15 protein-coding genes are annotated in these 12,364 nt (G+C 42.1%); 10 read left to right on the forward strand and 5 right to left on the reverse strand.

Translation table 11 applies throughout. The features are described 5' to 3' along the window. Positions 1-1,518: 1,518 nt before the first annotated feature. The 3 genes from R2B77_RS02745 to R2B77_RS02755 all read right to left on the reverse strand — a co-directional run bounded on the left by R2B77_RS02745 (position 1,519) and on the right by R2B77_RS02755 (position 3,496). Positions 1,519-2,325, reverse strand: a complete 807-nt coding sequence (locus R2B77_RS02745) for a DsbA family protein (protein ID WP_203246011.1) — start codon at positions 2,323-2,325, stop codon at positions 1,519-1,521. Continuing rightward, positions 2,322-2,714 (reverse strand): globin domain-containing protein, encoded by a 393-nt coding sequence (locus R2B77_RS02750; protein WP_212391058.1) that lies wholly within the window; start codon positions 2,712-2,714, stop codon positions 2,322-2,324. The genes R2B77_RS02745 and R2B77_RS02750 overlap by 4 nt, the downstream gene beginning before the upstream one ends. 104 nt (positions 2,715-2,818) lie before the next feature. After that, a complete protein-coding gene (locus R2B77_RS02755) occupies positions 2,819-3,496 on the reverse strand; it encodes a lytic transglycosylase domain-containing protein (protein ID WP_212391060.1) in 678 nt (225 codons plus the stop codon). A gap of 157 nt (positions 3,497-3,653) precedes the next feature. Between R2B77_RS02755 and R2B77_RS02760 the strand changes: the two genes are divergently transcribed. The 4 genes from R2B77_RS02760 to R2B77_RS02775 are packed head-to-tail and all read left to right on the forward strand — an operon-like array spanning position 3,654 to position 6,443. Further along, positions 3,654-4,043 (forward strand): UPF0738 family protein, encoded by a 390-nt coding sequence (locus R2B77_RS02760; RefSeq protein ID WP_203246012.1) that lies wholly within the window; start codon positions 3,654-3,656, stop codon positions 4,041-4,043. Between the two features lie 18 nt (positions 4,044-4,061). After that, a complete protein-coding gene (locus R2B77_RS02765) occupies positions 4,062-4,724 on the forward strand; it encodes a GTP pyrophosphokinase (RefSeq protein WP_203246013.1) in 663 nt (220 codons plus the stop codon). Positions 4,725-4,729: 5 nt separating this feature from the next. Next, on the forward strand, positions 4,730-5,530 hold the full coding sequence (locus R2B77_RS02770; protein ID WP_203246014.1) for an NAD kinase: 801 nt from the start codon (positions 4,730-4,732) through the stop codon (positions 5,528-5,530). 1 nt (position 5,531) lies between these two features. Beyond that, the gene (locus R2B77_RS02775; RefSeq protein WP_203246015.1) at positions 5,532-6,443 is read left to right on the forward strand and encodes an RluA family pseudouridine synthase; all 912 of its coding nucleotides are present in this window, start codon (positions 5,532-5,534) and stop codon (positions 6,441-6,443) included. On the opposite strand, the gene prpE is transcribed toward R2B77_RS02775, so the two are convergent. Further along, positions 6,427-7,167, reverse strand: coding sequence for a bis(5'-nucleosyl)-tetraphosphatase PrpE (prpE, locus tag R2B77_RS02780; RefSeq protein ID WP_203246016.1), 741 nt, complete (start codon positions 7,165-7,167; stop codon positions 6,427-6,429). The two genes, R2B77_RS02775 and prpE, sit on opposite strands and share 17 nt — an antisense overlap. A gap of 84 nt (positions 7,168-7,251) precedes the next feature. On the opposite strand from prpE, the gene mgtE reads away from it, so the two are divergent. Continuing rightward, positions 7,252-8,625 carry a magnesium transporter gene (mgtE, locus tag R2B77_RS02785; protein WP_203246017.1) on the forward strand — a complete coding sequence of 458 codons (1,374 nt, stop codon included), beginning with the start codon at positions 7,252-7,254 and terminating at the stop codon, positions 8,623-8,625. Positions 8,626-8,720: 95 nt separating this feature from the next. Next, positions 8,721-9,134, forward strand: a complete 414-nt coding sequence (locus R2B77_RS02790; RefSeq protein WP_203246018.1) for a hypothetical protein — start codon at positions 8,721-8,723, stop codon at positions 9,132-9,134. Between the two features lie 258 nt (positions 9,135-9,392). Here R2B77_RS02790 and R2B77_RS02795 read toward each other — a convergent pair whose 3' ends face one another. Continuing rightward, positions 9,393-9,953 (reverse strand): CotY/CotZ family spore coat protein, encoded by a 561-nt coding sequence (locus R2B77_RS02795; RefSeq protein ID WP_203246019.1) that lies wholly within the window; start codon positions 9,951-9,953, stop codon positions 9,393-9,395. Between the two features lie 75 nt (positions 9,954-10,028). Here R2B77_RS02795 and R2B77_RS02800 point away from each other — a divergent pair, with 75 nt between their 5' ends. The 4 genes from R2B77_RS02800 to spoVAE are packed head-to-tail and all read left to right on the forward strand — an operon-like array spanning position 10,029 to position 12,297. Beyond that, on the forward strand, positions 10,029-10,475 hold the full coding sequence (locus tag R2B77_RS02800; RefSeq protein WP_203246020.1) for a hypothetical protein: 447 nt from the start codon (positions 10,029-10,031) through the stop codon (positions 10,473-10,475). Then, positions 10,475-10,930, forward strand: a complete 456-nt coding sequence (gene spoVAC, locus R2B77_RS02805; protein ID WP_203246021.1) for a stage V sporulation protein AC — start codon at positions 10,475-10,477, stop codon at positions 10,928-10,930. Before R2B77_RS02800 ends, spoVAC begins: the two co-directional genes overlap by 1 nt. After that, complete coding sequence (locus tag R2B77_RS02810) at positions 10,924-11,925, forward strand: hypothetical protein (protein WP_203246022.1); 1,002 nt, start codon at positions 10,924-10,926, stop codon at positions 11,923-11,925. Before spoVAC ends, R2B77_RS02810 begins: the two co-directional genes overlap by 7 nt. Positions 11,926-11,934: 9 nt before the next feature. Next, on the forward strand, positions 11,935-12,297 hold the full coding sequence (spoVAE, locus tag R2B77_RS02815) for a stage V sporulation protein AE (RefSeq protein ID WP_203246023.1): 363 nt from the start codon (positions 11,935-11,937) through the stop codon (positions 12,295-12,297). The last annotated feature ends 67 nt before the right edge of the window (positions 12,298-12,364 follow it).

The raw sequence follows: 12,364 nt of genomic DNA on the forward strand, positions 1-12,364 counted from the left end.
CGGACAAACTGTAAGAGAAAACCGGCAAGCTGTCAGAGTAACTCGTTGAACTGTCAGTGAACAAGCGAACTGTAAGAGAAAGCGGACAAACTGTAAGAGAAAACCGGCAAGCTGTCAGAGTAACTCGTTGAACTGTCAGTGAACAAGCGAACTGTAAGAGAAAGCGGACAAACTGTAAGAGAAAACCGGCAAGCTGTCAGAGTAACTCGTTGAACTGTCAGTGAACAAGCGAACTGTAAGAGAAAGCGGACAAACTGTAAGAGAAAACCGGCAAGCTGTCAGAGTAACTCGTTGAACTGTCAGTGAACAAGCGAACTGTAAGAGAAAGCGGACAAACTGTAAGAGAAAACCGGCAAGCTGTCAGAGTAACTCGTTGAACTGTCAGTGAACAAGCGAACTGTAAGAGAAAGCGGACAAACTGTAAGAGAAAACCGGCAAGCTGTCAGAGTAACTCGTTGAACTGTCAGTGAACAAGCGAACTGTAAGAGAAAGCGGACAAACTGTAAGAGAAAACCGGCAAGCTGTCAGAGTAACTCGTTGAACTGTCAGTGAACGAGCGGATTGTAAGAGAAAGTCGACAAACTGTAAGAGACAGAAGACAAACTGTAAGAGAAAACTTGCAAGCTGTCCGAGTAACTAGATGAACTATCAGTGAACGAGCGACTTGTAAGGGAAAGTAGACAAACTGTAAGAGAAAACTTGCAAGCTGTCCGAGTAACTAGATGAACTATCAGTGAACGAGCGACTTGTAAGGGAAAGTAGACAAACTGTAAGAGAAAACTTGCAAGCTGTCCGAGTAACTAGATGAACTATCAGTGAACGAGCGAAGTGTAAGAGAAAGTAGGTAAACTGTAAGAGAAAACTAGTAAACTGTCAGAGTAACTTGTTGAACTATCAGTGAACGAGCGAAGTGTAAGGGAAAGTAGACAAACTGTAAGAGAAAGCGGACAAACTGTAAGAGAAAACGGGCAAGCTGTCAGAGTAACTCGTTGAACTGTCGGAGAACGAGCGAATTGTAAGAGAAAGTAGGTAAACTGTAAGAGACAACTAGTAAACTGTCAGAGTAACTTGTGGAACTATCAGTGAACGAGCGAGTTGTAAGGGAAAGTAGACAAACTGTAAGAGAAAGCGGACAAACTGTAAGAGAAAACGGGCAAGCTGTCAGAGTAACTCGTTGAACTGTCAGTGAACGAGCGATTTGTAAGGGAAAGTAGACAAACTGTAAGAGAAAGCGGACAAACTGTAAGAGAAAATCGGCAAACTGTTAGAGTAACTCGTTGAACTGTCAGTCAACAAGCGAACTTTAAGAGAAAGCGGACAAACTGTAAGAGAAAATCGGCAAACTGTTAGAGTAACTCGATGAACTGTCAGTGAACAAGCGAACTGTAAGAGAAAGCGGACAAACTGCAAGAGAAAACCGACAAACTGTCAGAGAAACCCCTCCCCTTGTCATCTCTACTAAAAAAACACTCCATCGACCGGTGAGATTCCGGTAAATGGAGTGTTCATATAAGTTCATCAGTGTTGTTTTTTGCGCCATAGGGTAGTGTCTTGGAATGACAGTCGTTCAACATGTTGTTGAAGCAGGCGTTTTTTGAGCTCGCGTTCGGCTGACTTTTCCGAAATGCTATAAATATCGGCAATTTCGTTTGTGGTAAGAGTATCGAAGCGACGGAACAAATCTTCTAGTGGTGGAGGAATATCGGGCATGATCGTCATGCCGATTAATTCCTCTAAAATTTGTTCGTACACATCATAACTGTACAAGCCGCTTACTTTCAATCCTTCATCTTCAATATTTCCATTAAAGAATACGAATGTAGCGGGTTGATCGACTTCCATTTCTTTGGCCATATACAAATCAACCTGTAAGGAGCGTAAGACGTTCTTAGAAGAAAAATCTAGGATAAATTCATCTACGTCTAGCTCCAATTTTTCGGCAATTTCAACGAGTACTGAAAAAGAGGAGACATTTCGAGATTTTAAAAATGAGTACTCAAACAATTTGGACAGGAAGCGCATTCCTGCACGCTTACCTTGGAATTCGGCTGCTTTTACGGCGATACTTGGGAAAGTAGGATGTACTTTGCTACAAGCTAGATCGTCTACTTGTTTTTTTGTGCATTGTAAATTCATCGTTGGTAATGAAGTACGCAAAGCAACTCGCAGTGTGAAGTAACGATCATACTCTAGTTGCAATTTCCGTAGAACAGGCTGAAGGGACCAGCTATCCGCGCACAAAGGATCAATGAAAACATATAATTCGATGGGTCTTGTACATGTAGAAGGAATCACCGAATTTTCCATTAATGTTTGTCGATTCACAGATAATCCTCCCCGCTTCTGTTCACCATATGGTTCGCAGTTAAGGCGAGGCGATTGTAATAGATGTCCCGTAAGTTCCCTTCAAGTCCGACTTCGTCCATTGCTTGGGCCATGCAAGAAAGCCATGCTTCCGCTCGTACTGGTGTGATTGGAAAAGGATTATGACGAGCTTTCATCATTGGATGACCGTGTTCTTCTGTATATAAATTGGGACCGCCTAAATATTGTGTTTGAAATTGTTTCTGTTTACGTGCTGTTTCTGCCCAGTCACCCGGGAAAATAGGGTATAGATCTGGATGAACAGCCACTTTAGCATAAAATAAGTCGATAAGTTCCGACAACTTTTCAGCACCGATCTCCTCATAAGGGATCAAAGGTTTTCGCATCATTATGTCAATCTCCTTTGCTCTGACTGTACTGATATTCTACCAACCCGATGTAATTTTCTCAAATAAATCGTACCGAGCCACATCTCACTACAGTTGGAAACCTGTCATGCTCTAGCATAATCAAGCACTTTTTGAACATATTGCTGTGTTTCCTTGAAAGGTGGAATGCCGTCATATTTCTTTACATTTCCAGGGCCTGCATTATATGCAGCGAGGGCCAATTCAATATTTTCATCGAACTGATTCAGCATTTGTTTTAAATATTTGGCTCCGCCCATAATGTTTTGCACAGGATCAAAACTATCCTTCACGCCGAGGAACTTCGCTGTACCTGGCATTAATTGCATAAGTCCTTCAGCACCAGCGCGACTGACGACGCTATTGTTGAAGTTCGATTCTTGTCTAATGACAGCGTTGATTAAATTTTCAGGTAGTCCGTATTTTTCTGCTGCTTGTCTGACGATGTCACTATATTGCTGAGTATCCATTGAGCGGGCTTGAGACTCCGACTGCTGTGTTGAATTAAGTATGGTTGCTAGTGCGGAAGGCTCAAAAACACGATTATTGCCTGTATAGCGCAAGCTATCTATCTGATTTGTATTGCTGAGTAGTGATGAAGAAAAGGAAGATAAGGAATTGGTGACAGATGATTGGCCTCCTAACTCTTCTAACATTATTTGAAATAGAGAAGTAGAGGAGTTTTGTCCTGCAGTCGATTGAACAGAGCCAAAAGATTGTAAGGCATTGATCTCCATTAATGTACGGATTGCACGTGTATCCATCATGATCTTTCCTTTCTGCTAATAGGGCCGTCATTTTCGAAATAGCACTCTATTAACCAGTATACCAATACTCGAAAGAAAACGCATATTCCAAACTGCAAGGCCGCCCTCTGTATGGTAAACTGAACGTAATGACATATGAAGGGAAGACGAAGTTGTGAGCATACAAATTCAAATTGATAGCGGAATCCAAGACGCAGAAGAAGTCCGCTTTTTATTGGCTACAACGGCTGATGACCTACAAGGAATTCCGTCGGGTAAAATGATAACTGATTCTGAAAACTTATCTTTTGTCTATTTATTGGAAATTGAAGAAGGCTACCGGCAACTCCATTTTACGCAGCCAGTGTGGCCGCTTATGCTGGAAGTGCTGAAGCTGGATGTGGATCCAGTATTAGCATGGCAAGACAAGATTGTGTCACTGAAGGGATTCAAAGATGAACTAAAGATGCTTATTTATAATATTGAGGGAAATGATAACTATGGGGAAGCATTTTCCTTAGCAGTTGAACAAGCATTCTACGATATACTTCACGATGTAGACTAACAGCTGGGAGGGGTCCAGATGAGGCAATGGAAACAATTTCTTGAACCTTATAAGCAAGCGGTAGATGAATTGAAGATAAAATTTAAGGGGTTACGTGCCCAGTATGACTTGGAAGATATACATACACCTGTTGAATTTGTGACAGGTCGGGTGAAGCCACTTGCCAGTATTTATGATCGAACACTTGAAAAAGGGATTCCTTTTGAACCGTCGGCGGAGCTTGCGACGGAATTACCTGATATAGCGGGGCTTCGCATGATGTGCCAGTTTGTCGATGATATTGGTACCGTTGTCGAAACGTTACGCCAACGAAAAGACCTTGAAATCATTGAGGAACGTGACTATATCTCACATAAAAAACCAAGTGGTTATCGATCTTACCATATGATTATTAAATATCCTGTTCAGACCATTCATGGGGAGAAAACGATTTTGGCAGAAATCCAAATCCGCACATTGGCAATGAATTTTTGGGCTTCCATCGAGCACTCCTTGAATTATAAATATGAAGGGGAGATGCCGAATGAAATTCGTTTACGACTTGAAAGAGCAGCCGAGGCAGCCTTTCAATTGGATGAAGAAATGTCCCAAATCCGCGATGAGATTCAAGATGCACAACAGTATTTCAGCGCATTTAAAGAAACAGGGAGCTATGATGAAAAGGATCGAAGAAAGAGGTGAGGAATTTGAAATTTGCAATCCAATCACGCAATGATGAGTTATCGAATCGCCTAATGGAAGAGGCGAAGGGATATTTAACTGATTTCGGACTTGTATTTGATGAGGATGAGCCTGAAATTGTACTATCCATCGGTGGGGATGGGACGCTGCTACATGCATTTCACAAGTATCAGCATCGTTTGCAGGATACGGCTTTTGTTGGGATTCATACAGGGCATTTAGGTTTTTACGCAGACTGGAAACCGAAAGAAATGGAGAAGTTAGTGATTTCGATTGCGCGTACTGAATATGAAGTCATCGAATACCCATTGCTCGAGGTAACGATTAATTATCGTAATTTAGAAAAAAGTGCTACGTATTTGGCGTTAAATGAATCGACGATTAAATCATCTGAAGTAACGCTTGTCGTCGACGTTGAACTGAATGGCGAACATTTTGAACGCTTTAGAGGTGATGGTCTATGTATGTCAACACCATCTGGGTCTACTGCATATAATAAGGCATTGGGCGGGGCAATTATCCACCCTTCGCTTCCGGCTATGCAATTGACGGAAATGGCTTCTATCAACAATCGTGTATTCCGAACAGTTGGTGCACCACTTGTGTTACCCGACCATCATAAATGTATTCTGAAACCTGTGAAAGGTCCAGATTTTATGCTAACGATTGATCATTTGCAGTTATTGCATAAAGATGTCAAGTCGATTGAATATGTTGTCGCGAAGGAAAAAGTACGCTTTGCTAGGTTCCGTCAATTTCCGTTTTGGAAACGGGTGCATGATTCCTTCATCGATAGTGATATTTAATATGTTAAGTAAAGATTTACGTTTTCGACTCGTTTTTCTCGTAGAGGAAGAAGGGATTTTGCTACGCGAATTTCTTCATTCGAAAGGAATTTCGAAAAGAACGCTAACTGCGACGAAATATGAAGGTGGTCATATTACTGTCAATGGGAATGAAAAAAATGTTAGGCATCCCTTGGAAGTTGGGGATGAGGTTGCGATTATTTTTCCACCAGAACAGCCGAGTGAAGGATTACAGCCAGAAAATGGTGTACTTAATATTATTTATGAGGATGAAGCATTGCTTGTTTTGAATAAACCAGCAGGGCAAAGTACAATCCCCTCTCGCGATCATCCAGCAGGCACAGTGGCAAATTTCGTCGCTGGAAAGTTTGTCCGTAATGGTTTACCCGCAACAGTACACGTTGTGACGCGTCTAGACAAAGATACATCGGGCTTAATTTGTATTGCCAAAAATCGACATATTCATCATTTACTTAGTGAACAGATGATTGCTTCCGGTTTTCATCGTCAATATGTGGCAATTGTAGAAGGTTCGGTTCAGGAAGAAAGATTCACAATTGAACAACCGATTGGTAGAAAAGATGGCAGTATCATTGAGAGAATGGTGCGTGAGAATGGACAATTCGCTCGGACAGACGTAGAAGTGCAGCAGTATTTTGAAAAAGATGGACATGAACTCACAACGATTGCATTAGTGCTACATACAGGGCGAACCCACCAAATTCGTGTGCATTTGCAATGGGCAGGTTATCCACTCGCTGGTGACGATTTATACGGTGGCTCGAGGCGCTGGATAGGTCGTCAAGCGCTACATTGTGCGGTGCTTCGTTTCACACACCCGCTGACGGGGACTGATATGCAATTTACAAGTGATTTGCCAGCGGATATGCACCAAATTAGTCGAAAACCGTAAACTTTTCAGGAAGAAACGGTTGTTGTGAGGGTACAGATACAACATCCATTTCTGGGTAGCGTAATGCGGTGAGCTTGCCACCAAAAACACAACCTGTATCGACGTTTACGGTCTGCTGCAAGAAGCGGGCCTCCTTGACGGGTGTGTGGCCGTAAACGATGCAAGCCTGTCCGTTGTACTGCTTTGCCCAATCACGTCGTACTGGCTTACCATTCGGTAATGTTTCTCCTGTAATATCGCCATATAATACAAAAACACGTACTTTTTCTGAGTAAGGAATGCCTATGAGACGCTCGGGAATACCAGCATGTGCAATAAGTAATTTACCGTCATTTAAGGTCTGATATAAGGGTAACGCTTCATAGAATTGGCGGTATCTGTTAAGAAATTGCTTGCGCTGTACTTTGGATAATGCGTTAATTTCAGCCGCGGTCGTTTCCAGTCCATGTGTGACTTGCACATTGCTACCTTTCACAAATCTATAGAGTTTATTGCAATGATTTCCCGGGGAATAATGGAGGGCGTGAGCATCCTGCATATCAAATAATAGCTGCAAAGTCTTGAGTGAGTTGGGTCCCCTGTCCATTGCATCTCCGACAAATGCAAGCTGTCTTCCGTCTGGATGAACGGGAATATCGTTTTTCATTGAATAGCCAAGTTTTTGAATTAAAACAATGAGTTCATCAAAGCAGCCATGAATGTCTCCAATAATATCGAATTTCATCATTTTTACCACCCTTTTATACGAAATATATGCTATTATAATACCCTATTTAGAGGAATATACGCTGGAAAGGAAGGTGTAGCTATGAATGCACATGAAGAATACAAAGAAGAGGTAATTTTGAACAAAGAGAAATTGCTGGAAACGCTTGTTCAAGAAGATATTCAAGCTTTCCGAGATGAGTATCTTCTCCTACACCCTTATGACCGTGCGATTTTCTATGAGGAAGTCGGGATTGAACTTCGGAAGACTATGTACCAGTATTTATCTCCGAAGGAACTTGCCGAAATATTTGAGACAAGCGAAATTGATGAAAATGAATACAAACAGTTCCTTCAGGAGATGGACACGACGTATGCAGCGGACATGATTTCGTACATGTTTGTGGATAACGCGGTAGATGTCCTGAAGGAACTCGATAAATCACAGGCGGTTAGTTATTTAACATTAATGAACAAAATGGCAGCGACGGAAATTAAAGCACTGCTCCATTATGAAGAATATACGGCCGGCTCCATCATGACGACGGAATATGTCACGGTTCCTCAAAACTCGACAGTACGCTCGGCGATGACTATTTTACGTAACGAAGCACCAAAAGCGGAAACCATCTACTATGTATTTGTCGTGGATGATGATAATCGATTGACTGGCGTCGTGTCACTCCGAGATTTAATTATTGCGCATGAAGATACGCTAATTAGCTCCATTATGAGTGAACGCGTTGTCAGTGCTCTAGTGTCCGATGACCAGGAAGAAGTTGCGCGGACCATTAAGGATTATAATTTCCTTGCGATACCTGTCGTTGATTTTCAACAACATATACTGGGGATTATTACAGTCGATGATATTATCGATGTTCTTGATGAAGAAGCATCGGATGATTACGCTAAATTCGCCGGGGTTTCCAATATGGATACCTTTGACAAAAATTCTTTTTCTGCAATGAAGAAAAGATTGCCATGGCTCATTATTTTGCTTGTGCTAGGGATGCTTACTGCAAATTTGATTGATTTGTTTACAGAAACGATTTCGAAAGTGGCGCTTCTTGCAGCATTTATTCCCCTCATTGCGGGGACTGCTGGGAATAGTGGAACGCAAGCACTTGCAGTTGCAGTACGCGGTATTGCGACAGGTGATGTAGAGGATGAAAGTAAATTTAAGCTACTGCTGCGCGAAGCAGGAACAGGGCTTATGACAGGAGGAACTTGTGCAATATTTGTTGTTGGACTCATTTATGTTTGGAAGCATGAATTCCTCATTGGCCTACTGGTGGGGGTAGCGATTTTTGTATCCATTTTTGTCGCAACAATATCTGGCTCGTTCATTCCATTACTCATGCATAAGATGAAAATTGACCCTGCTGTTGCTTCTGGTCCTTTCATCACAACATTGAATGATGTAATTAGTGTAATTATTTATCTTGGTCTTGCAACGATGTTCATCAGCGAATTGTAAATTGCTGATGAACATCTTTTCTTTTTTGGATAAAATTTTCTAATGAACACCCATATTGTGGGCGCATATACTATAGAAAAAAGGATGTGCCAATCATGTTGAACAATGAGCCATTACTGTTTGTTCAGGGACCACCTGTCTATATTAAAGTGGTAAAGAGGCAAGAGGAGAGCACGTCAGTTTTTATATTAAGTGGAGAAGAGCCTGAAATGGTGAGTGCTGACGAGGAAGTTGAGATTGAAATAGAGCAAGAACAGCCGGCAGCTGTAAAAGTGGCGGAGCCTTCCTTAGTGCGGAAAATTATGTACTTAGGAACACCGTTTTCACGACAGGTTTATCGACCATTGCAGTTTGTATTAGAAGATGAAACGTTAACGGGGTCTATTGAAAAAATTGAAGGAGAGACGGTTTTGATTGGGGTCGGGGAGGATGCGAGTGAATTAGTGTCTGTAGAAATGGCAAAAATTGAAGAAATCCTTTGGCGAGGCGATCCTTTTGTTGAGGACTAAATGTTATTGGCAGGGCGGATATATCCGTGCTGCTTTTTTTGTTTAGTTCAAAACAGCTCACTGCTTAAATAAAGCCCGCCTTATCGGTATGAACCGATAGGGCAGGCTGGGCATTGCAGGTTAGTAAATCAATTACGCTCTGGCGTAATTACGTCCAAATTTTGAATTGTGCTTGCACAATTGAACTCCCTGCAAAAGTTGTGACATCCACCGGAGGCTTGATTTACATCAGCAGGGGCTCCTGCTGATGTAAATCAATTAGTCTTCGTCGCAATCGATGAAGACGTCTCTTACACATTGAATTGCACAGAAGCACTTTAAGTCGACTGTGACACATGAACCAGTTGCCTCAAATCGTTCCACTTCACAAATTGCATCAAAATCAAGCTTACCGTGTTTGAATAAATTTACTCTTCTCCCGTTTCTGTTACGTGGTTCGAGAACTTGTAGCGTTGCACAGCAGTTGTCAAATACATTTTGTACCCTAAAGAAGACTGAGAAGCAGCTTTCGCAATCTCTTTCATTTGCTTGTTCATTTGTTAAATTTCTGTCGTTATCACGGCGTCTTCTTCTATGATTGAACATTGCTTTGAATGGATCACCTTCATCGTTCATTAGCATAAATACCCGAGTATTTGCCCGCTGGCGTGAAGGACTGACTAGGCTACCAAGCGGTGTTAAGAAACAATCAGTTCTGCAATCATCACAATCTATGTCATCACGAATATCCTGTATTCGTCGAATCGCACGAACGACCTCGCAAATACAGTTATCATCCCGGCGAATATCCGCCACATCATCATTTCTTCCACATCCCATTAATTCCACCTCCTTCTCTCAATTCTTTATACTTTATGCACTAAAGTCGGCTATGTTAGGGCGGACGAACCGGTTATGAATAAAGTTGAGATGAAAAAGGCATACTGTGAAAAAAATGGAGGGACGCGTATCCGGAAATTTGGCCTAATGATTATTGTGCTTACTCTACTAGCGGGTTGTTCAGAAAACGGAATCCGGATTCACAATGATTCAAGTGAGGATTCCACAAAGGTGGAACAAGTATTTAAGAAAGATCCGCATCTTACTGGGGCAGTTACCGTATTTCATGAAAATAATCTATTGATGGGAGTTACGCTTAAAACATTTTCAAGGTTCAAAAAAGAAAAAATCGAAAAAGACTTGAAAAAACAATTAGAAAAACAATACCCTGAGTTAGACGTTACGGTGTCAGCCGACGGAAAAATATGGATGGAAGCTAACAAGCTTATAAAATCGAGTCATACAAAAGACATGACGGAAAAAATCGATAAGCTAAAACTATTGTTAAAGGAAGAGACGTAATGGATGAAAAAAAATATGCACAATTAGAGCAGCAAACGTCCCCTAAAACACCTTTGCTCCGGAATGTCATATTTGCCTTTTTGACAGGTGGGACGATTTGTTTGATTGGTCAATTTGTCGCACTATTTTATATGGTGTTTTTTGATTTTACAGAACGGACGGCGAGTAATCCGACTGTCGCGACGATGGTGTTTTTCGCCATGCTTTTAACAGGATTTGGTTACTATAAGAATCTTGGTCAATTTGGCGGAGCAGGGAGTGCTGTGCCAATTACGGGGTTCGGCAACGCGGTTATTTCCGCGGCTATCGAGCATAAGTCTGAGGGCTATGTACTTGGAGTAGGAGGAAATATGTTTAAGCTAGCGGGGTCAGTCATACTTTTTGGTGTGTTTTCTGCATTTGCCGTTGCGCTAGTGAAAACGATTCTAGTTAAGTTAGGTATCGTATCATGGTAGCACGCGGTTTATTGACATTCAAAACGACTCCCTCTATTGCGGCTACAGGTGTAACGGCTGGGCCACTGGAAAGGAAAAGCCCCTTTGTTGATCAGTTTGATAAAGTGTACGACGATGAGCGGTGTGGCTTAAAGACCAATGAGCACGCCCATGCCAAGATGATTGAAGACGCCTGCATGATTGCGTTAAGTAAAATGGATCTTGTACCAAGTAATGCTGATTTTTTATTGATCGGCGATCTTGTGAATCAAATGACACCCTCCAATTTTAGTGCCTCTACTTTGGGTATACCATACATCGGTTTGTTTTCAGCATGTGCGACATCGGTGTCCTCTTTGCTGATGGCGGCATTGTTGACGGAAGCAGGTATGTCTACCTGTGCAATTGCTGGCGCGGCAAGCCAGCATAATGCGATTGAGCGACAATTTCGCTATCCTGTTGAGTACGGTGCGCAAAAGGCTGAAACGGCACAATGGACGGTTACAGCCGCAGGAGTGGCGGCTGTAACTCCTTATAAAAAAGGAGTTCCTTCTATTAAATGTGCAACGATCGGATGTGTCACGGATCTTGGCATGACAGACCCACTCAATATGGGAGCTGCAATGGCGCCAGCGGCAGCGGATACATTAACTCGTCATCTTTCAGGTCATGGGAGTAAGGCGAGTGATTATGATTGTATTATGACTGGTGATCTTGGTAAGACAGGATTTGAATTATACAAAATATTGATAGGTAATCAAGGAGTCGAGGTGACCGAAAAGTTCCGAGATGCAGGTGTGGAATTTTACAGTGATGATCCGACATTTTTATCTGGAGCGAGTGGAGCAGGTTGTTCTGCTACGGTTTATTTCACTGAAATTATCGGGAAAATGATGGCGGGTGAGTACAAGCGCGTTTTGCTTATTGCGACGGGTGCGTTGTTGTCGCCCATGTCGTACCAGCAAGGCGATACGATTCCATGCATAGCGCATGCAGTTGAATTAACGATGAAATGAGTGGGCATAATGATTTCAATTTTTATAACATCTTTTATTGTGGGTGGGTTAATTTGTGTCATAGGACAGCTATTATTTGATGTGGCGAAACTGACTCCCGCACATACGTTATGTATATTGGTCGTCGCAGGATCTGTATTAGATGGGTTTGGACTCTATGAGCCACTAATCGATTTTGCGGGTGCTGGTGCAACGATACCAATCACATCTTTTGGTAATTCGTTAACACATGGTGCCATGGCGGAAGCCGAAAAGCATGGTTTCATCGGCGTGCTGACAGGTATGTTTGAAGTGACGAGCTCGGGAATTAGCGCAGCTATTTTATTTGGTTTTATAGCTGCCTTCATTTTTAAAGCAAAGGGAAAAATGTAGGGACATTTTCCCCAACCCTTTCTTTCTTCTCCGCATAGGATATGTGGAAGGGAAGGAGGGGTTTTTC

This window comes from Sporosarcina beigongshangi (genome assembly GCF_033485195.1).
Classification (GTDB): Bacteria; Bacillota; Bacilli; order Bacillales_A; family Planococcaceae; genus Sporosarcina; species Sporosarcina beigongshangi.